This window comes from Actinacidiphila glaucinigra, assembly GCF_900188405.1.
GTDB classification, from domain to species: domain Bacteria; phylum Actinomycetota; class Actinomycetes; order Streptomycetales; family Streptomycetaceae; genus Actinacidiphila; species Actinacidiphila glaucinigra.
Genome location: NZ_FZOF01000007.1, coordinates 209,570 through 228,130, shown reverse-complemented (window position 1 = coordinate 228,130; position 18,561 = coordinate 209,570). Strand labels below are relative to the sequence as shown.

Sequence of the window (18,561 nt, the reverse complement as noted above, 5' to 3'; positions counted from 1 at the left end):
GGGGGACACATGTACGCGATGCAGTACGGGATCACGCTGCCCGCCGACTACGACATGAAGATCATCCGGGACCGGGTCGCCGGCCGCGGCCGGCTCACGGACGACTACGAGGGCCTGGGCTTCAAGGCCTACCTGATCCGTGAACGCGGCACGGAGGGCTCCCCGGTCAACGAGTACGCCCCGTTCTACCTCTGGGACGACACCGGCGGCATGAACCGCTTCCTGTGGGGCGGGGGCGGCTTCGGCGGCATCGTCGACGACTTCGGGCGCCCGGACGTCAGCCACTGGACCGGCGTCGCCCACCGTCCGGGGCCCGCCTTCGGCACCGCGCCGGGCGCCGCGAGCCGGCTGCGGCAGCGGATGCCCGCCGGGGCCGACCCGCGCGGGCCGGTGGCCCGGGCGCTGGAGACCTGGGAGGAGCGCGCCGCCACGGCCGGCGTCCACACGACCGTGCTGGCCGTGGACCCGCGCCACTGGGAGACCGTCCTCTTCACGCTCTGGGACCGGACGCCGCCCGCCGGCGTCGCCGATCCCGACCGCTACGAGGTGCTGCACCTGTCGGCCCCGCACCTGCACGAGGTGCCGGTCGGCCGCCAGTGGCCGTAGCGCTCAGACGCACCAGGAGCGCAGCTCGTCGGCGATCTCGCGCACGTCGGCGGTGCCGCTCTTGACCAGCCGGGCCAGGTCGCGCACCCGCTCGGGGGAGGTGGCGACCTTCAGGCCGCCGGCCACCAGGTAGGCGTAGGCGACCGCGGAGGCGAAGAGCGCGTTGGAGCGTTCCAGGGCCGGAACGTGGACCAGCAGCTGCAGCAGGCTCGCGGCCCGCTCGTGGGGGTCGGCGTAGACGGGCGTGCCGAATATCTCCGCCTGGTGGCGGCTGACCGCGGCGACGAGGGCTCCCCAGTCGGTCACCTGCGGGTCACCGGGGGTGTTGTGCTCGGCGACCATGAGCAGCCATGCGAGGTCGATCCGCAGGGTCAACGGCGGCCTTCGCGCTCCGCGCCGAACTCCTCGGCGAAGACCGACTCGTAGCGCTCCATGAAGTCGGCGGCGGCCTCGACGAAGCTGCGGCCCCGCTCCCCGGCGTCCTTCCGGACGAGTTCCTCGATGTACCGGTTGACGCTGACGCCCCGCTGCGCGGCCCGCTCCCGGGCGGCCGCGGCGGTGGTCTCGTCCACCCGCACGTTCAACTGCGTCTTGGCCATACCGTCAAGCTAGCGCCACCGCACTAGCAGAGACAAGCGGCCGCCGGGGGCGCATCCGCCCCGGCGCCCGTGCGCCCCGGAGCCGTGCGGGCTCCGGGGCGTACGGGGCACGCCGGGCGCACGCGGAGCGCGTGCTCAGAGGCGGCCCGCCACCGTGCGCGCCAGTTCCTCGAGCGGCTTGTCGAACCGGGACGGCTCCTCGTTGCGGACCAGCCGGATCGCGACCCACTGCCCGGACACCCGCAGGAAGACCGATCCGTCCTCCAGCCAGGCCTCGTCGCCGATGCCGTCGAGCGGCTTCAGCTCGTGGCCGAGCCCGCGCTCGGCGTCGTAGTAGTTCTTCCCCGACTCCCCCGCGAAGACCTCGACCTGGGCCGTCGGGCCGGACTCGGGCGCGGGGTAGGTGCAGGTCCCCTCCAGGTCCTGACCGGGCTTGAGGGCCGTACCGGCGAGCCGTTCGGCCTCCTGCTGCGTCACCAGCGCGCACGGGTCGCCGTCGGCCGTACCGCCCGGCGGCGACGCGGACGGCTGCCCCGACGGCGCCGCGGGCGAGCCCTCGGCGCCCGCGCCTCCCGGCGCGGTCGCGGACGGCTTGCCGCCGGCGTCGTCGGCCGCCGGGTCCTGGCACCCCTGGAGCGCCAGGACCAGCAGCGCCGCCACGGGCACCCCCGCCAAGGCCCGCGTGCGCCTGCGGTCGCCGGACCCGGTCCGGCTTCGTGTGTGCACCATCGATTCGGTCCCCCCTCGGTACGTGTCCTCGTCCCCGTCCCGGTCACACGGTGCCCGGCGCGGGTGCACCTGAAGACGTACCGGGACGGCCGGCCGGTTTCGGCCGGACGAACTCGCGGTCGCGCGGCGGCCGCCCGCGCGCCCCGGCGCTCACCCTCGGGGACGATGCGGCGCCGCACCCGACGACCTACGCTCGGGTCGCATACGGACAAGTGCGCACTTCCTCATCCTGGGGGGCAAGCGTGTCGACATGGACGGCAGCGGACACAGAGGGCATCGAGGCGGGAGCGGAACCCGCCGCGCGGGCGACGGCGCTGACGAAGTCGTACGGGACGGGCGAGACCCGGGTGGTGGCGCTGGACGCGGTGGACGTGGAGATCGCCCGCGGCCGCTTCACGGCCGTGATGGGGCCCTCCGGCTCGGGGAAGTCCACACTCATGCACTGCCTGGCGGGGCTGGACTCCGTCACCTCCGGGCAGGTCTGGATCGGCGAGACCGAGATCACCCGTCTGGCGGAACGCGAACTGACCCGGCTCCGCCGTGACCAGGTCGGCTTCGTCTTCCAGGCGTTCAACCTGCTGCCGACGCTCACGGCCGCCGAGAACATCACGCTGCCGATGGACATCGCCGGCCGCAGGCCCGACGCGGAGTGGGTGGACCGGGTGATCGACACGCTGGGCCTGCGCGACCGGCTGGGGCACCGTCCGGCGCAGTTGTCGGGCGGGCAGCAGCAGCGTGTGGCGTGCGCCCGCGCCCTCGCCTCCCGCCCGCAGCTGATCTTCGCGGACGAGCCGACCGGCAACCTCGACTCGCAGGCGGGCGCCGAGGTGCTGGGTTTCCTGCGCGAGGCCGTGGACGCCCTCGGCCAGACCGTGGTGATGGTGACCCACGACCCCGGCGCGGCGGCCTGGTCGGACCTGGTGCTCTTCCTGGGCGACGGACGGATCGTCGACGAGATGCACGAGCCGACCGCGGAGGGCGTCCTGGAACGGCTCAAGCGCTTCGACGCGCTGCGGAAGCAGGGCTAGGCACCGCCGGATGCTCCGGGCGACGCTGCGCAGCTTCCTGGCCCACAAGGGCCGGCTGCTGCTCAGCGCGCTCGCCGTCCTGCTGTCGGTCGCGTTCGTCACCGGCAGCATGATCTTCTCCGACACCGTCAACCGCACCTTCGACCGCCTGTTCGCCTCCACGTCCGCCGACGTGACGGTGGGACCCCCGGAGTCCTTCGCCGAGGACCAGCAGTTCGCCTCCGGACAGGTGCGCACCCTGCCGGCGTCCCTGCTGGAGCGGGTGAAGGCGGTACCGGGCGTCGCGGACGCGCGGATCGACGTCACCGTCCGCAACACCACCGTCGTGGACGCGAAGGACCAGCCGGTCGGCCCGACCACGGGCGCCCCCACCCTGGCCACCAACTGGTCGGGGAACCCGCGCAGTCCCGTCCGGCTGACCAGCGGTCACGCGCCGCGCGGCCCCGACGAGGCGCTGATCGACGCCGACACCGCCGCGAAGCGGCACCTGAGGATCGGCGACCGGCTGCGGGTGCTGGCGCAGCCCGGCGCGTTCCCGGTGCGGCTCGTCGGCATCGCCACCTTCACCACCACCAATCCCGGCGCCGCCCTGCTGTTCGTCGACACCCCCACCTCCCAGTCGCGGCTGCTGGGGCAGACCGGCGTGGCGACGTCGGTGCAGGCCGACGCCGCTGCCGGGGTTTCGGACGACGTGCTGAAGAAGCGGATCGCCGCCGCGCTCGGTCCGCGCTACACGTACACGACCCAGGCCGAGCAGGCGAAGTCGGCGGTGGAGAGCCTGGCCACCTTCCTGGACGTGATCAAGTACGTGATGCTGGGCTTCGCCGGGGTCGCCGTCCTGGTCGGGGTCTTCCTGATCGTCAACACCTACTCGATGCTGATCGCCCAGCGCACCCGGGAGCTCGGCCTGCTGCGCGCGCTCGGGGCGGACCGCGGGCAGGTGCGGCGGTCGGTGCTGGTGGAGGCGCTGCTGCTCGGGCTGGTGGGCTCCGCCCTGGGCCTGCTGTGCGGGATCGGCACGGCCGCCGGGCTGATCCGGCTGCTCGGGGTGTTCGGGATGAACATCGACGCCGCCGAGATGGTCATCCGCGCGCGCGTGCCGGTGGCGGCGTTCGCCGTCGGCCTGCTGGTGACGCTGGTGGCGGCCTACCTGCCGGCGCGGCGGGCCTCGCGGGTCTCCCCCATGGCCGCGCTGTCCGACGCCGAGGTCGCCGGGGCCGGGCGGAACCTGCGGTCGCGGGCGGTGGGCGGCGCGGTCGCCACGCTGGTGGCCGCGGGGGCGCTGACCGGGGCGGCGGTGGCCGGGAGCACCGGTGACGCCGCGACGTTCCTGGGGGCCGGCATCGGACTGTCGCTGATCGCGGCGGTGGTCGTGGGGCCGCTGCTGGTGCGCCCGGTGATCCGGGTGCTGGGCGGGGCGTTCCCCCACGTCTTCGGGCCGGTGGGCCGGATGAGCCAGCGCAACGCGCTGCGCAACCCGCGCCGTACGGGCGCGACGGCCGGCGCGCTGATGATCGGGCTGGCCCTGGTCACCGGCATGTCCATCGCCGGCTCGTCGATGGCGAGCTCCTTCGACCAGGAGATCGACCGGGCGCTGGGCGCGGACTACGTCGTGCAGGGCACCCACTTCGCGCCGTTCACCCAGGAGATCACCGAGCGGGTGCGGAAGGTGCGCGGCGCCGGGGAGGTGGTGCCCGTGCGGTACGTCTCCGTCCTGATGACGCTGCCCGGCCACCGCACGGCCGAGCTGACCGGGACGGCCATCGGCCCCGGGGCGGACCGGGCGCTCAACCTGGACTACGCCGCGGGCGACACGGCGCGCGCCCTGTCCCGCGACAGCCTCTCGCTCTCCGCGACGTACGCCGCCCACCACGGTCTGCGCGTGGGCAGCCGCATCCCCGTGCGCTTCGTCGACGGCCGCTCGGCGACGTTCACCCTGCGCGCGCTGACCACCAGCCAGAGCACCCTGCTGGGCGACGACGCGACCCTCACCATGGGCCTCGCCACCGCCGAGCGGTTCCTCCCCGGCGGCCAGGACGCGGCGCTGTACGTGAACGCCGCGCCCGGCACGGACAAGCCGACGCTGAGGGCGAACCTGGAGCGGGCGCTGGGGCCCTATCCGCAGGTCGAGGTCCGCGACCAGGCCGACTACAAGGAGCTGGTGCGCACCCAGATCTCCGTACTGCTGAACCTGGTGTACGCGCTGCTCGGGCTGGCGATCATCATCGCCGTGCTGGGCGTCGTCAACACCCTCGCCCTGTCCGTCATCGAGCGCACCCGGGAGATCGGGCTGCTGCGGGCGATCGGTCTGTCGCGGCTGCAACTGCGCCGGATGATCCGGCTGGAGTCCGTGGTGATCGCGGTCTTCGGCGCGGTGCTGGGGCTCGCCCTGGGACTGGTCTGGGGTGTCGTGACGCACGAGGTGCTGGCCCTGGAGGGCATGCGGGCGTTCGCCGTGCCGTGGACCACGGTCGGGGCTGTCATGGCCGGTTCCGTGGTGGTGGGGCTGGTCGCGGCGCTGCTGCCGGCCCTGCGCGCCTCGCGGATGAACGTCCTGGCCGCGATCGCCCACGAGTGAGCGGCCCGGCGGCGGGGTCATCGCGGAGCTGCGGCGCGGCGAGCCGGGCGAAGGGCACGGCGCTTCGTAATTCGCTCGCCGCCCGGGCCCGCGGGCTGCTTGGCTGACCCGCATGGACGATCTCGCGATACGCGGCGCCGCACCGGCCGACGCCGGACGGGTGCTGGACTTCTGGCGGACGGCCGCCGAGGGCACCAGCATCAGCGACGACCCGGACGGCGTCGCGCGGCTGATCGCACGCGACCCCGGCGCCCTGCTGCTCGCCGAGGCCGGCGGCGTGCTCGTCGGCACGGTCATCGCGGGCTTCGACGGCTGGCGCTGCCACCTGTACCGGCTGGCGGTCCACCCCGAGCGGCGGCGGCAGGGCGTCGCCCGGGCCCTGCTGGCGGCGGCCGAGGAGCGCTTCACCGCGCTGGGCGGCCGGCGCGGCGACGCGATGGTGCTGGAGCGCAACGAGCGCGCCCACCACGCCTGGCGCTCGGCGGGCTACGCGCCCGAGCACCACTGGCGCCGCTGGACCAAGCCGTTCGAGCGGACCCCGTAGCGCGCCACCGAGGTCCGGGGCGCTCCCCCGGCCGCGGTGTTCCCGGGCTGTCCGTTGTGCCCGCGCTTCCTACGATGGGCGTATGGACGACCCTGCGAGTCCGCCGCGTCCCGGGTCCCCTGGCCCACGCCCGCGGCGCGCGCCCCACCCCGGCCTGACCGATCATGGGACCGAGGTGTCCCGATGACCGAAGTGCTGCTCCTGGCCGTCGCCCTGCTGCTGACGCTGGCCTGCGCCGTCTTCGTCGCCGCGGAGTTCTCCTTGACCACGGTCGAGCGCACCGACCTGGAACGGGCCGAGAAGGCGGGCGAGCGCGGCGCCCCGGCGGCGCTGCGGGCCGTGCGCAGCCTGACGGTGCAGCTGTCCGGCGCCCAGCTCGGCATCACCGTCACGGGACTGGTCATCGGCATGCTGGCGCAGGCCTCCATCGCCGAGTTGCTGGCGGGACCGCTGCGCGCGCTGGGGATGTCGGCCGCCGGGGCCGCGTCGCTGGGCCTGGTGCTCGGCACCGGCATCTCGACGGTGGTGCTGATGGTCGTGGGCGAGCTCGTCCCCAAGAACTGGGCGATCTCCCGCCCGCTGCCGGTGGCCAAGGCCGTCGCCCCGCCGCAGACCGCCTTCACCGCCGCCTTCGGCCCGCTGATCCGCCACCTGAACAACACCGCCAACCGGGTCCTGCACCGCCTGGGCATGGAACCCGCCGAGGAACTGGCCTCGGCGCGCAGCCCCGAGGAGCTGGTGGCCCTCGCCCGGCACTCCGCCCGCGCCGGCGCGCTGGAGGCCGACACCGCCGAGCTGTTCGTGCGGACGCTGAGCCTGGCCCGGCTGACAGCCGAGAACGTGATGACCCCCCGCGTCCAGGTCGTCGCCCTGGAGGAGGGCGCCACCTGCCGGGACGTCGCCGACATCACCCGCGCCACGGGGCTGTCCCGCTTCCCCGTCCACCGGGGCGGCCTGGACAACGTGATCGGCATCGTCCACATCAAGGACGTCCTGTCCGTGCCCTACGAACGCCGGGAGGGCCACCCGATCACCCCGCTGCTGCGGGAGCCGGTGCCGGTCCCCGAGTCGCTCACCGTGGACCGGCTGCTGGACCGGCTGTCCGGCTCGATGAGCATGGCCGTCGTCATCGACGAGTACGGCGGCACGGCGGGGGTCGTCACCCTGGAGGACATCGTGGAGGAGGTCGTCGGCGAGGTCCGCGACGAGCACGACCCGATGGAGACCCCCGACCTGGCCTTCATCCACCAGGACCGCACCGGCCGCCGCGTCTACGACGCCGACGGGGCCATACGGACCGACCAGCTCGCGCACATCGGCCTGAGGATCGCGGACGGCCCCTACGAGACGCTGGCCGGCCTGGTCGCCGAGCGGCTCGGACGGATCCCGGCGACCGGCGACACCGTCGACGTCAACGGCTGGATGGTCGAGGTCACCGACGACTCGCACCACCGCGCGGCGCACGTACGGCTGATCTCCCCGGCGCCCCGCGCGCAGAACGGTCTCGCGACGCGGGCGCGGGGCGCGGACGACGGGACGGCGGACGCGCGATGATCTTCCTGCAGCTGTTCATCGGGGCGCTGACCCTGGTCGTGAACGCCTTCTTCGTCGGCGCCGAGTTCGCGATGATCTCCGTCCGGCGCAGCCAGATCGAGCCCCGCGCGGAGGCCGGGGAGCGCGGCGCGCGCCACGTCCTGTGGGGGCTGCAGCACCTGTCGCCGCTGATGGCCGCCGCCCAGCTGGGCATCACGCTGTGCACGCTGGTGCTGGGCATCGTGGCGGAACCGGCCATCGAGCACCTGCTGGGGCCGCTCTTCCACCTGCTGCACGTACCGCAGGGCGCGATCCACGCCCTGTCCTTCGCCATCGCGCTGACCCTGGCCACGTACGCGCACATGCTGTTCGGCGAGATGGTCCCCAAGAACATCGCGCTCGCCGCCCCGGAGCGCACCGCGCTGGTCCTCGGCCCCCCGCTGGTGACCCTGGCGCGGGCGCTGCGCCCGGTGATCTTCACGGTGAACGCCTTCGCGAACGGGCTGCTGAAGCTGCTGCGGGTCGAGCCGAAGGACGAGGTCGCGGCGGTGTTCTCGGACGACGAGCTGGCCCGGATGGTGACCGACGCCGGTCAGGCCGGGCTGCTGGACGAGCGGGCCGCCATCCGCCTGCAGGACGCCCTGGAGCTGGGGCGCCGTCCGGTCCGCGCGGTCGTCGTCCCGTGGGAGCGCGTGGTCTCCGCGCGCTTCGGTACGACCCCGGCGGGGCTGGAGCGCCTGGCCGCCCGGTCCGGCTTCTCGCGCTTCCCCGTCACCGACGAGACCTGCCGCATCCTCGGCTACCTCCATGTGAAGGACGCCCTGGCGCTCGGCCCCAGCCGCCACGACCAGCCCTTCCCACGCGGCGCGCTGCGCCGGATCACCCGGGTCGGCGCGGCCACCCCGCTGGACGACGTCCTGGCGGCGATGCGGGCCAGCGGGGCGCACCTGGCGGCGGTCGTCGACGACCAGGGCCGCGGCCTCGGTCTGGTGACCATGGAGGACGTGCTGAAGGAGCTCGTGGGCCACGCACCGGCCGCCTGAAGCGGCGCTCCGCGGGGCCGGTAGGATCTCGCCCGCCATGCAGATGAACGCCACCCACACCAGCTTCGTCGCGCTCGGCGACTCCTTCACCGAAGGCATGTCCGACGCGCTCCCCGACGGCTCCTACCGGGGCTGGGCCGACCTCCTCGCCGGGCGGCTCGCCGCCCACGCGCCGGGCTTCCGCTACGCCAACCTGGCGGTGCGCGGGAAGCTCATCCAGCAGATCGTCGACGAGCAGGTCGAGACCGCCGCCTCCATGGAGGCCGACCTGATCACCCTGGTGGGCGGGCTCAACGACGTGCTGCGGCCCAAGTGCGACGTGCCGAAGGTGTGCGCGCTGCTGGAGGAGGCCGTGGAACGGCTGGCGCCGGCCTGCCGGCAACTGGTGCTGATGCGCAGCCCGGCCCGCCGGGGCCCGGTGGCGGTGCGCTTCCTGCCGCGCATGGAGGAGCTGTTCGGCTTCGTCGACGACCTGGCCGCCCGGCACGGCGCGCTCGTGGTGGACCTGTACGGCGCCCATGTGCTGGGCGACCCGCGCCTGTGGGCCGAGGACCGGCTGCACCTGGACGGCGAGGGCCACCGCCGGGTCACCGAGGCGGTCTGGCAGACCCTCGGGCACACCGCGCAGTTCGACTGGACCGAGGCCCTGCCGGACTCCCTCCCCGTCTCGTGGCCCGCCCGCCGCGCGGCCGACCTGCGCTTCACGCGCCAGCACCTCGTCCCGTGGATCGGCCGCCGCCTCACCGGCCGCTCCTCCGGCGACGGCCTGCCGCCCAAGCGCGCGGAGCTCGTACCGTTCGAGCTCTGAGCGAACGCCGACGTCGGCGGCGCCAGGACCTCCCGGGGCGGAGGTTGCCGCCGGGAAGGCGGGCGGTCCGCGGTTCGCCCGGGCCCCGGGCCTTGCGCCAGGCGTGACGGGTCGCCGAACGGGCGCCGATGGCGATGAGGCAGAAGACGACGGCCGTCGCCGTCCAGCGCAGGGTTCTCACGGCGGAAAGGCAGAGCCCGACGATCTGCGTCGTCGCCTTTCCGGGCGGCGCCCAGGGGTCGGCCCGCCAACCGTTGGACCCGACCGCGCTCTCCCTGGCGCCCCAGTACGCTACGCGCATAGACCGGTGCGGCGCGCTGACCTGCGCCGACGCGCAGTAGAATCTCGCTACGTGACTTCCAAGCCCCGCATCCCCAACGTCCTGGCCGGCCGCTACGCCTCCGCGGAGCTCGCCACCCTGTGGTCCCCCGAGCAGAAGGTGGTGCTGGAGCGCCGTCTGTGGCTGGCCGTGCTGCGGGCCCAGAAGGACCTGGGGATCGAGGTTCCGGACCAGGCACTCGCGGACTACGAGCGGGTGCTGGAGCAGGTGGACCTGGCCTCCATCGCGGAGCGGGAGAAGGTCACCCGGCACGACGTCAAGGCGCGCATCGAGGAGTTCAACGCCCTCGCGGGGCACGAGCACGTCCACAAGGGCATGACCTCGCGCGACCTCACCGAGAACGTCGAGCAGCTGCAGATCCGGCTCTCCCTGGAGCACGTGCGCGACCGCACCGTCGCCGTCCTGTCCCGGCTCGGCACACTCGCCGCCGAGTACGCGGAGCTGGTCATGGCCGGCCGTTCGCACAACGTGGCCGCCCAGACCACGACCCTCGGCAAGCGCTTCGCGACCACGGCCGACGAGCTGCTCGTCGCCTTCGCCCGCGTCGAGGACCTCCTCGGCCGCTACCCGCTGCGCGGCATCAAGGGCCCGGTCGGCACCGCCCAGGACATGCTCGACCTGCTCGGCGGCGACACCGGCAAGCTCGCCGAGCTGGAGCGCCGTATCGCGGCGCACCTCGGCTTCTCCGAGGTCTTCACCTCCGTCGGCCAGGTCTACCCGCGCTCGCTGGACTACGACGCCGTCACCGCGCTGGTGCAGCTGGCGGCCGCGCCGTCGTCGCTCGCCAAGACGATCCGCCTGATGGCCGGGCACGAGCTGGTCACCGAGGGCTTCAAGCCCGGCCAGGTCGGCTCCTCCGCCATGCCGCACAAGATGAACACCCGCTCCTGCGAGCGCGTCAACGGCCTGGCGGTCATCCTGCGCGGCTACGCCTCCATGGTGGGCGAGCTGGCCGGCGACCAGTGGAACGAGGGCGACGTCTCCTGCTCCGTGGTGCGCCGGGTGGCCCTGCCGGACGCGTTCTTCGCCTTCGACGGCCTGCTGGAGACCTTCCTGACGGTGCTCGACGAGTTCGGCGCCTTCCCGGCCGTCATCGCCCGCGAACTCGACCGCTACCTGCCGTTCCTCGCCACCACGAAGGTGCTCATGGGCGCGGTGCGGGCCGGCGTCGGCCGCGAGCTGGCGCACGAGGTCATCAAGGAGCACGCGGTCGCCTCCGCGCTCGCGATGCGCGAGAAGGGCGCCGAGCGCAACGAACTGCTGGACCGGCTCGCCGAGGACGAGCGCATCCCGCTCGACCGCGGCGGGCTGGACGCCCTCATGGCCGACCGCCTCTCCTTCACGGGTGCGGCCGCGGACCAGGTCGCCGAGGTCGTACGCCGGATCGCCGAGGTCGCCGGCCGGTACCCGCAGGCGGCCGCCTACACCCCCGGGGCCATCCTCTGACCACGGTCAGGCGGACCCGCCCCACCCAGGACGAGCTGGAGGCCGCCCGCGACCGCGTCATCCCCGACGTGATCGCGGACGGCCTGCGGGTGCTGTTCTGCGGCATCAACCCCGGGCTGATGTCGGCCGCGACCGGTCACCACTTCGCCCGCCCCGGCAACCGCTTCTGGCCGGTGCTGCACGCCTCCGGGTTCACCCCGCGCCGGCTCGACCCGGCGGAACAGGACGAACTCCTCGCCTCCGGGCTCGGGATCACCAACGTCGTCGCCCGCGCCTCGGCCCGCGCCGACGAACTGACCCGCGACGAACTCCTTGAGGGCGGGCGGCTGCTGGCGGAGCGGGTCCTGCGCTACGAGCCGCGCTGGCTTGCCGTGGTGGGCGTCACCGCCTACCGCGTCGCCTTCACCGAGCCGCGTGCCCGCATCGGCCCCCAGGACCGCACGATCGGCGGCACCCGGATCTGGGTCCTGCCCAACCCCAGCGGCCTGAACGCCGGTTGGTCGACGCAGGCCATGACGGAGGAGTTCGGACGCCTCCGCGACGCGTCGCAGGAATGACGCGCTGCTGGACCTCCTCGACGACCACCGGGTGACCCGCGAGCTTTCGCCGAGGTCCTCGGCCACCTGCGCGCGGTGGCCGCGTACGCCCTCCCGTCCGGGCTCGAACTCCCCCCGGGCACCCGGCACCTGGCGGCGCCGCGCCATGTCCTGGCCGCGGTCCCGCGGCGCCTCACACCGTGCCCTCGTGCACCAGCGGGCCGGGGTGGGGCGCGAGCAGGCGGGTCAGCAGCGGCAGGGCGGCAGCCGTCGTGGGGGCCTGGGCCGCGGGCAGGTGGGCTACGTCGGGCGGCAGCGTCATGCCGCCCCGGGGGACGGCGAGGACGCGCATGCCGGCGGCGGTCGCCGAGCGGATGCCGTTCGGGGAGTCCTCGACGGCCAGGCAGCGGGACGGCGGGACGCCGATCGCGGCGGCCGCGCGCAGGTACGGGTCGGGCGCGGGCTTGGCGCGGGCCACGTCCTCCCCGCACACGACGGCGCTCAGCCGTCCCGACAGGCCCAGCCCGTCGAGCACCGCCAGGACGAAGCGGCGCGGGCTCGCCGTGGCCAGGCCGACGGGGCCGTGGCGCCCGGCTTCGAGCACCAGGTCCACGGCCCCGGGCAGCGCCGGGACCCGCCCCGCGGCGACCTCGCCCGTCGCCGCGTCGGTGCAGGCCTCGACCACCTCGGAGGGTTCGGCCGCGCCGTCGCACAGGCCCGCGACGTACGCCGCCCAGCGGCCGTTGCCGTGCAGGGCGGCGGTGTCCTCGGCCCGCCACGGGTGACCGTGGCGGGCGGCGAAGGCGGCGCAGACGCGGACCCAGGTGCCCGCGCTGTCGACCAGGGTGTCGTCCAGGTCGAAGATCGTCGCTCGGGTCATCCGGTCACACCGTCGCGGGGTCCGCGAGGCGCGGTCCGTTCGACAACTGCTCGATCGAGATGAGCGCCAGGCCGTGCCGGTCGGCGAAGGCGCGCAGCCGGTCGAAGCGGGCGACCGAACCGTCGTCCTCGCAGACCTCGCTGATCACTCCGACCGGCGGCAGCCCGGCGAGCCGCAGCAGGTCGACGGTGGCCTCGGTGTGGCCGCGTCGCTCGGCGACGCCGCCGGCGCGGGCCCGCAGCGGGAAGACGTGCCCGGGGCGGTGCAGTTGGTCGGGCCGGGTGGCGGCGCCGGCGAGTGTGCGCGCCGTGAGCGCGCGGTCCTCGGCGGAGATCCCGGAGCCGGCCCCGACCGCGTCGACGGAGACGGTGTAGGCCGCCGTGTCGAAGCCGGGACGGGGCGGGACCATCAGCGGCAGTTCCAGGCGGTCGGCGATCTCCGGCGCCATGGGCGCGCAGATCAGGCCGCTGGTCCAGCGGACGAAGAACCCCAGGGTCTCCGCGGTGGCGAACTCGGCCGCCATGACCAGGTCGCCCTCGTTCTCGCGGTCCTCGTCGTCGACGACGATGACGGGCCGTCCGGCCCTCAGGTCGTCGACGGCGACGGACACGGTGTCCAGGCCGGTGGCCGGGCGTGGCGTCGATGCTGACGTCACAGGAATCGTCCCTTCGTCGGATCCACCCCCCGCGGGATGCATCGGTGACCGAACGAGGGAACTTGAGAAACCCGTACGCCGAACGGGCTTTCCCCTTGACGCCGTGCGGGGTTCAGCAGCGCGGGAGGGGCTTGCTCCAGGTCGTGGCGGAGGGTGTGGCCACGTAGTGGTCGGAGACGTAGCGGCCGTTGTCGAAACGGTCCCAGATCTTGGTCGTGCCGACCTTGGAGCCGGACTTCTGGCAGACGACCCAGGCGAGGGCGCCGTTCGGCGAGGTGCCCTTGGCGGCGTGGGAGGTGCCCGGGCCGCTGCGTTCGGTGAGGCCGCCGGTCGCCGTGACCTGGTACGGGAGGACGCAGCGCGGCAGGGGGGCGCTGTAGCCCGTGGCCGACGGGGTGCTGACGTAGTGGTCGCTGACATAGGTGCCGTCGGTGAGCTTGTCCCACACGGACGTGGTGCTGACCTTCAGCCCCGGGGTCTGGCAGACCACGCTCAGGGAGGAACCGGGCGGGTGGGTGGTGACGACGGGATGGGCCGTCGAGGGACCGCTGCGGGCCTTGAGGGCGGTGGAACTCGTCACGCTGTAGGTGAGGGCGACGGTGGCGACGGGCGCGTCGAGCCGGTCGTTGTCGATGTTGACGGTGACGCCGCCGTAGGTCTCGTCGTGGCTGCCGCGGTACTGCTTCGCGCGCTGGTGGACGGGCCACTTGGCGTCGGCGACGCCGCTCCAGCCCTTGAGGGTGTCGGCGCCGTCGTAGCGGGCGATCCACAGGGCGTCGGGGCGGGCGTAGGAGGCCGAGGTGTAGACGTCGGCGAGCTGCTTGGCGCCCAGGTTGAGGTTCATGTAGACGCCGGACACGTAGCCCAGCCGGTGGAGTTCCTTCGTCCAGGCCGACAGATAGGTGAGCACGCCGGTGCGGCAGGCGGCGTCGGTCTGGGTGTAGTGCTCGATGTCGTTGTAGAGGGCGCTGCCGGGCCGCATGCCCAGCGCCTTGGCCGCGGCGACGGCCTCGGCGGCGGCCCTGGTGCCCTGGGTCCGCGCCGAGCCGGCGGTGGTGCTGATCTTGGCGTCGCCGGGCCGGGCGCCGCAGGGCGGCTGCAGGCCCTTGTGTATCGGCAGCAGGCGCCACTTGAGCCTGGTCACGGAGGTGACCCAGGCGGCCGTGAGCTGCGGCTGGGCGCAAGTGCGGTTGACGCCCGATATGTACACGCCGAGTGCGCGGTACGGGGAGGCGTTCCAGGCCTGGATCGTGGACAGGGCCGGCGCGGTGCACGTGTCGAAGGCGAGCCCCGCGTACCGGGTGGCGCTCGCCCCCGCGGGGTAGCCCGCCGGGGTGGCGGGCTCGGCTGAGGCGGCGGGGGCGAGGACGAGTGCGGTGGCGCCGCCCAGGACGAGGGCGGAGGAGGCGGCGAGGAGTCTTCTCGCGGCACGGCGCAGGAGGTTCGGGTTCGGCATGACGGCCCCCGGTACGGCACGGCGCCATGGCGCCGGGATCGCTGTGTCAGCCGTGCCAGCGGTGCGCGCCGTGTGTGCCGGGCCCGCGGGGCGGGAGTCGTCGCGCTTGATGACACATCAGGCTGTTCCGGGCAAAGGGTAGTGGGCGCGCGGCGGGGCGTCGAGGGGTTCGACGCGGTCAGGGTACGGACGCGGCGTCGCCGACGGCGGCGACGAGTTGGAGGGGCAGCTCCCGGTCCCACTGCCCGACGCACACCCCGATCCAGCGGCCGTCGACGCGCCAGGCCCACGCCTCGTGGGCGTAGTTGCACAGGGTGCGGAGCGGGCTCGGCACCGGCTCGCCCTCGACGAGGCGTTCGAGGTGGGCGGCGAGGTCGACCGTCTCCGGCGCGCCCCAGCGCTCCGTGAACACCTCGACCAGCGCCTGGCACTCGGCTTCCATGTCGTCCTCGGCCTGCCGCCTGTCCGCCGGGTCCCCGTCGGCGTCCCAGAACTCCTCGGCGATCCGGAGGTCCGCTATGTGGTAACCGGGGCCGCTTTCGACCGCGCCGGAGCGCTCTTCGCGCGCCGGGAAGGGGCGGGCGCGCAGCGCGTCGACGGTGGCCACATGGCCGGGCAGGTCCATGGCTCCAGTAAACCCCGCGCCTGTGACACTTGACATCGAGTCAGTAACCCTGTGCCGGTGCCACTCGCCGCGGGCCGCCGGGACGGGTACGATCCGGCCAACACGCGCACGAGCAGGGAGGACGTACGTTGGGGCGGCTCAGCGGCGGGGACCCGTCCCTGCTCCGGCGGATCAATTCCGCGGTGGTGCTCCACGCGCTGCGCGGCGAGCCCGCCGTGAGCCTGACCGAACTGGTGCAGACGACGGGGCTCTCGCGGCCCACGGTCGAGGGCGTGATCGAGGGCCTGGCGGAGTCGGGCCTGGTGGTGGAGGCGCCGCAGGAGCCCGCTGACGCCCGCAAACAGGGCCGCCCGGCCCGCAGGTTCCGCTTCCACGCGGAGGCGGGGCACCTGCTGGGCGTCGAGATCGGGGCCCGGCAGATCCGGGCGCTGCTCTCGGACCTGAGCGGCCGTGTCCTCGGCTCGCTGACGCACGACGTCGCCGACGCGCTGCCGGCCGAGGAGCGCCTGGAGCGGGTCCGCGGCACCGTCGCCGAGCTGCTGCGCAAGGCCGGTGTGGCGCGCAGCACTCTGTGGGCGGTCGGTGTGGGCAGCCCGGGGATCGTGGAGACCGACGGCGCGGTGCGGCTGAGCACGGCGCTGCCCGGCTGGACGGGGCTGCCGCTGGGCGAGCGGTTGCGCCGGTCGTTCCGCTGCCCGGTGCTGGTGGAGAACGACGCGAACGCCGCGGCCGTCGCCGAGCACTGGAAGGGCGCGGCCGTCGGCACCGACGACGTGGTGTTCGTGCTGGCGGGCCTCAGCCCCGGGGCAGGGTCGCTGATCGGGGGCCGGCTGCACCGCGGCTTCGGCGGGGCCGCGGGCGAGATCGGGGCGCTTCACCTGCTGGGCCGCGAGGCGAGGCCGGAACGGCTGCTGTCCACGACGGGGACGCCGCTGCACCCGCTGGACGAGTCCGCGGTGGCCGAGGTCTTCGCGCTCGCCAGGTCGGGGGACGTCCAGGCGCGGGAGGCCTTCGACCGGTTCCTGCAGCGCCTGGTGCACGACGTGGCGGCGCTGGTGCAGGCCATCGACCCGGAGCTGGTCGTGATCGGCGGCTGGGCGGCCGGGCTGGACGGCGTACTGGAGCCGCTGCGCACCGAGTTGGCGCGCTACTGCCTGCGGCCCCCGGAGGTGGCGCTCTCGGCGCTGGGGCACGAGGCGGTCGCCACGGGGGCACTGCGGCTCGCGCTCGACCACGTCGAGGAGCAGTTGTTCGCGGTGGCCCGGACCTCGCTGCTCGGCCGCTGAACCGCGCGCGGCGGAAGCGCGAACGGAGGCGCGGACGGGGACAGCGGACGGAGGCGGCGGTCCCCGAGGCGGCAGGGCCACGGGACCCGGCCAGGGCAATACGGGCGAAATTCCACGGCTCATCGGCCTGCCTGCTTTGCCGGGTTGTCCGACCAGCCGACGATCCGTCGCATCGGCGAGCGTGCCGCGCCGGCGGGCGCGGCCGGCGAAAGGGCGTCCGCGTGCGGCGAGCAGTGGTCCTGGCAGTGTCCGTGGTGCTGACGGCCGGCGCGGCGACCGCCCCGGCCGCCGCGCACTTCCCGGAGCCCGTGGTCACCGAGCAGTTGCGGATGGCGGGGGCCTCGGTGGCCGCCCGGGCGGCCGGGGCCACCGGGATCGACTTCGGGGCGTGCCCGGCGGACAGCGGACTCAAGGCGCCGGTGCAGTGCGGCACGGTCCGGGTCCCCGTGGACTACACGGAACCGGGCGGCGCGAAGATCGGCCTGCTCGTGAGCCGACTGCGCGCCGCCGGCCCCGCCTCCGTCCGGCAGGGATCCCTGGTGTTCAACCCGGGCGGCCCCGGCGCGTCGGGGCTCTGGTTCCCCTCGGTGGGCCGGCCCGGGGTGGGGGCGGTCACCCGCAAGGTCTGGGAGACCGCGGCCAGGACGTACGACCTGGTGGGCTTCGACCCGCGCGGGGTGGGCCACTCCGCGCCCCTGTCCTGCCAGGACCCGGCGGCCACCCCGCACGCCCCCGGGGCCGACCCGCGCCAGGCCACCGCCGCGGTGAAGGCCGCCAAGCGCGCGGAGGCCCGCCGCAAGGCCGAGCGCTGCGGAGCGCGGGGCGGCGCACTCATGCGGAACATGCGCACCGCGGACCTGGCGCGGGACCTCGACGTCATCCGCGCCGCCCTCGGCGAGCCGCGCCTCAACTACTACGGCGTCTCCTACGGCACCTACCTGGGCGCGGTGTACGCCACCCTCTTCCCCTCGCACGTGCGCCGCATGGTCGTGGACAGCGTCGTCAACCCCGACCCGCGCGGCGTCTGGTACGGCGCCAACCTCGCCCAGGACGTGGCCTTCGAGCGCCGCTGGGCGGACTGGCGCGCCTGGGTGGCCGGGCACGACGCCGTGTACGGCCTCGGCCGGACGCCGGGCCGTGTGCAGGCGAACTTCGACCGGGCGATGCGCATGCTCGGCAAGCGCCCGGCCGGCAAGGTGGGGGCCGGGGAACTGCACTCGGCGGCGGTCCAGGCCGCGTACTACGACCAGCGCTGGGTCTCCTTCGCCCATCTGCTCTCGCGCTACCTGCGCGGGGACGACGACCCGCTGATCGCCGCGGCCGCCCCCGACCCCGGGGCGGCGAAGGACGAGGAGAACAGCGAGGCGGTCTACCTGGCGGTGGAGTGCTCGGACGCGGGGTGGCCGCGCGACTGGAACGTGTGGGACCGCGACAACTCACGGGTCGCCCGGCAGCACCCCTTCGAGACCTGGGCGAACGCCTGGCTCAACCTGCCCTGCGCCTCGTGGCCGGTCGAGGGCGGGCGGGCGGTGGACGTCGGGGCCCGCCCCGGGTCGGGGCTGCCGCCGGTGCTGATCGTCCAGTCGGAACGGGACGCGGCGACGCCGTACGAGGGCGCGCTGGAGCTGCACCGCAGGCTGCCGGGCTCACGGATGATCACCGAGGCGGGGCGGGGCTCGCACGGCCTGATCAGCTTCTGGAACGAGTGCGTCACCGCACGCGTCGACCGCTACCTGGTGTCCGGCGCCGCGGGCGACCGGGACGTCAGCTGCTCCGGGCACCCGCTGCCCGTGCCGTCCGGCAGCGGCGGCGCCAAGGACGCCAACACGGGCCGCTTCTACTGAGCGGACGGGACGGGCGGCGCCGGGG

At 74.5% G+C, this 18,561-nt stretch carries 18 protein-coding genes; 11 read left to right on the top strand and 7 right to left on the bottom strand.

Going from position 1 to position 18,561, the window contains the following annotated elements:
- Window positions 1-9 precede the first annotated feature (9 nt).
- Complete coding sequence (locus tag CHF15_RS17010) at window positions 10-606, top strand: DUF4865 family protein (protein ID WP_089224656.1); 597 nt, start codon at window positions 10-12, stop codon at window positions 604-606.
- Window positions 607-609: 3 nt separating this feature from the next.
- Here CHF15_RS17010 and CHF15_RS17005 read toward each other — a convergent pair whose 3' ends face one another.
- The 3 genes from CHF15_RS17005 to CHF15_RS16995 form a co-directional block, all read right to left on the bottom strand.
- A complete protein-coding gene (locus tag CHF15_RS17005) occupies window positions 610-981 on the bottom strand; it encodes a fic family toxin-antitoxin system, toxin component (RefSeq protein ID WP_089224655.1) in 372 nt (123 codons plus the stop codon).
- Window positions 978-1,205 carry a toxin-antitoxin system HicB family antitoxin gene (locus CHF15_RS17000; protein WP_089224654.1) on the bottom strand — a complete coding sequence of 76 codons (228 nt, stop codon included), beginning with the start codon at window positions 1,203-1,205 and terminating at the stop codon, window positions 978-980. Before CHF15_RS17000 ends, CHF15_RS17005 begins: the two co-directional genes overlap by 4 nt.
- 135 nt (window positions 1,206-1,340) lie before the next feature.
- Window positions 1,341-1,934, bottom strand: a complete 594-nt coding sequence (locus CHF15_RS16995; protein ID WP_089224653.1) for a hypothetical protein — start codon at window positions 1,932-1,934, stop codon at window positions 1,341-1,343.
- Between the two features lie 242 nt (window positions 1,935-2,176).
- Here CHF15_RS16995 and CHF15_RS16990 point away from each other — a divergent pair, with 242 nt between their 5' ends.
- The 8 genes from CHF15_RS16990 (at window position 2,177) to mug (ending at window position 11,811) form a co-directional block, all read left to right on the top strand.
- Entirely contained in the window at window positions 2,177-2,962 is a 786-nt protein-coding gene (locus CHF15_RS16990; RefSeq protein WP_089224652.1) for an ABC transporter ATP-binding protein, read from the top strand.
- 10 nt (window positions 2,963-2,972) lie between these two features.
- Window positions 2,973-5,540 carry an ABC transporter permease gene (locus tag CHF15_RS16985; protein ID WP_089224651.1) on the top strand — a complete coding sequence of 856 codons (2,568 nt, stop codon included), beginning with the start codon at window positions 2,973-2,975 and terminating at the stop codon, window positions 5,538-5,540.
- A gap of 112 nt (window positions 5,541-5,652) precedes the next feature.
- Window positions 5,653-6,084 (top strand): GNAT family N-acetyltransferase, encoded by a 432-nt coding sequence (locus CHF15_RS16980; protein WP_089224650.1) that lies wholly within the window; start codon window positions 5,653-5,655, stop codon window positions 6,082-6,084.
- A 183-nt stretch (window positions 6,085-6,267) separates the two neighbouring features.
- Complete coding sequence (locus tag CHF15_RS16975) at window positions 6,268-7,638, top strand: hemolysin family protein (protein ID WP_089224649.1); 1,371 nt, start codon at window positions 6,268-6,270, stop codon at window positions 7,636-7,638.
- Complete coding sequence (locus tag CHF15_RS16970; RefSeq protein WP_089224648.1) at window positions 7,635-8,660, top strand: hemolysin family protein; 1,026 nt, start codon at window positions 7,635-7,637, stop codon at window positions 8,658-8,660. Before CHF15_RS16975 ends, CHF15_RS16970 begins: the two co-directional genes overlap by 4 nt.
- Window positions 8,661-8,697: 37 nt before the next feature.
- Complete coding sequence (locus CHF15_RS16965) at window positions 8,698-9,468, top strand: SGNH/GDSL hydrolase family protein (protein WP_089224647.1); 771 nt, start codon at window positions 8,698-8,700, stop codon at window positions 9,466-9,468.
- 352 nt (window positions 9,469-9,820) lie between these two features.
- Window positions 9,821-11,254, top strand: a complete 1,434-nt coding sequence (gene purB / locus CHF15_RS16955) for an adenylosuccinate lyase (protein ID WP_089224645.1) — start codon at window positions 9,821-9,823, stop codon at window positions 11,252-11,254.
- 68 nt (window positions 11,255-11,322) lie between these two features.
- Window positions 11,323-11,811 (top strand): G/U mismatch-specific DNA glycosylase, encoded by a 489-nt coding sequence (mug, locus tag CHF15_RS16950; RefSeq protein WP_245938876.1) that lies wholly within the window; start codon window positions 11,323-11,325, stop codon window positions 11,809-11,811.
- A gap of 172 nt (window positions 11,812-11,983) precedes the next feature.
- Here mug and CHF15_RS16945 read toward each other — a convergent pair whose 3' ends face one another.
- From CHF15_RS16945 to CHF15_RS16930, 4 genes are all read right to left on the bottom strand, one after another.
- Entirely contained in the window at window positions 11,984-12,670 is a 687-nt protein-coding gene (locus tag CHF15_RS16945; protein ID WP_089224644.1) for an HAD family hydrolase, read from the bottom strand.
- 4 nt (window positions 12,671-12,674) lie between these two features.
- Window positions 12,675-13,325 (bottom strand): 3,4-dihydroxy-2-butanone-4-phosphate synthase, encoded by a 651-nt coding sequence (ribB, locus tag CHF15_RS16940; RefSeq protein WP_220093298.1) that lies wholly within the window; start codon window positions 13,323-13,325, stop codon window positions 12,675-12,677.
- Between the two features lie 112 nt (window positions 13,326-13,437).
- Window positions 13,438-14,781 carry a glycoside hydrolase domain-containing protein gene (locus CHF15_RS16935; RefSeq protein ID WP_089224642.1) on the bottom strand — a complete coding sequence of 448 codons (1,344 nt, stop codon included), beginning with the start codon at window positions 14,779-14,781 and terminating at the stop codon, window positions 13,438-13,440.
- A gap of 178 nt (window positions 14,782-14,959) precedes the next feature.
- A complete protein-coding gene (locus CHF15_RS16930; RefSeq protein ID WP_089224641.1) occupies window positions 14,960-15,406 on the bottom strand; it encodes a hypothetical protein in 447 nt (148 codons plus the stop codon).
- A 128-nt stretch (window positions 15,407-15,534) separates the two neighbouring features.
- Between CHF15_RS16930 and CHF15_RS16925 the strand changes: the two genes are divergently transcribed.
- Together CHF15_RS16925 and CHF15_RS16920 are read left to right on the top strand one after the other, a co-directional pair.
- Complete coding sequence (locus tag CHF15_RS16925) at window positions 15,535-16,692, top strand: ROK family transcriptional regulator (RefSeq protein WP_089224640.1); 1,158 nt, start codon at window positions 15,535-15,537, stop codon at window positions 16,690-16,692.
- Window positions 16,693-16,913: 221 nt separating this feature from the next.
- Entirely contained in the window at window positions 16,914-18,536 is a 1,623-nt protein-coding gene (locus CHF15_RS16920; RefSeq protein WP_245938875.1) for an alpha/beta hydrolase, read from the top strand.
- The last annotated feature ends 25 nt before the right edge of the window (window positions 18,537-18,561 follow it).

Excerpts from the sequence above, each read along its gene's own strand:
- CHF15_RS16970 (WP_089224648.1), top strand. The coding sequence starts at position 7,635 with ATGATCTTCCTGCAGCTGTTCATCGGGGCGCTGACCCTGGTCGTGAAC.
- CHF15_RS17000 (WP_089224654.1), bottom strand. The coding sequence starts at position 1,205 with ATGGCCAAGACGCAGTTGAACGTGCGGGTGGACGAGACCACCGCCGCG.
- CHF15_RS16975 (WP_089224649.1), top strand. The coding sequence starts at position 6,268 with ATGACCGAAGTGCTGCTCCTGGCCGTCGCCCTGCTGCTGACGCTGGCC.
- CHF15_RS16965 (WP_089224647.1), top strand. The coding sequence starts at position 8,698 with ATGCAGATGAACGCCACCCACACCAGCTTCGTCGCGCTCGGCGACTCC.
- CHF15_RS16935 (WP_089224642.1), bottom strand. The coding sequence starts at position 14,781 with ATGCCGAACCCGAACCTCCTGCGCCGTGCCGCGAGAAGACTCCTCGCC.
- CHF15_RS16980 (WP_089224650.1), top strand. The coding sequence starts at position 5,653 with ATGGACGATCTCGCGATACGCGGCGCCGCACCGGCCGACGCCGGACGG.
- CHF15_RS16995 (WP_089224653.1), bottom strand. The coding sequence starts at position 1,934 with ATGGTGCACACACGAAGCCGGACCGGGTCCGGCGACCGCAGGCGCACG.
- CHF15_RS17010 (WP_089224656.1), top strand. The coding sequence starts at position 10 with ATGTACGCGATGCAGTACGGGATCACGCTGCCCGCCGACTACGACATG.
- CHF15_RS16930 (WP_089224641.1), bottom strand. The coding sequence starts at position 15,406 with ATGGACCTGCCCGGCCATGTGGCCACCGTCGACGCGCTGCGCGCCCGC.
- CHF15_RS16985 (WP_089224651.1), top strand. The coding sequence starts at position 2,973 with ATGCTCCGGGCGACGCTGCGCAGCTTCCTGGCCCACAAGGGCCGGCTG.
- CHF15_RS16945 (WP_089224644.1), bottom strand. The coding sequence starts at position 12,670 with ATGACCCGAGCGACGATCTTCGACCTGGACGACACCCTGGTCGACAGC.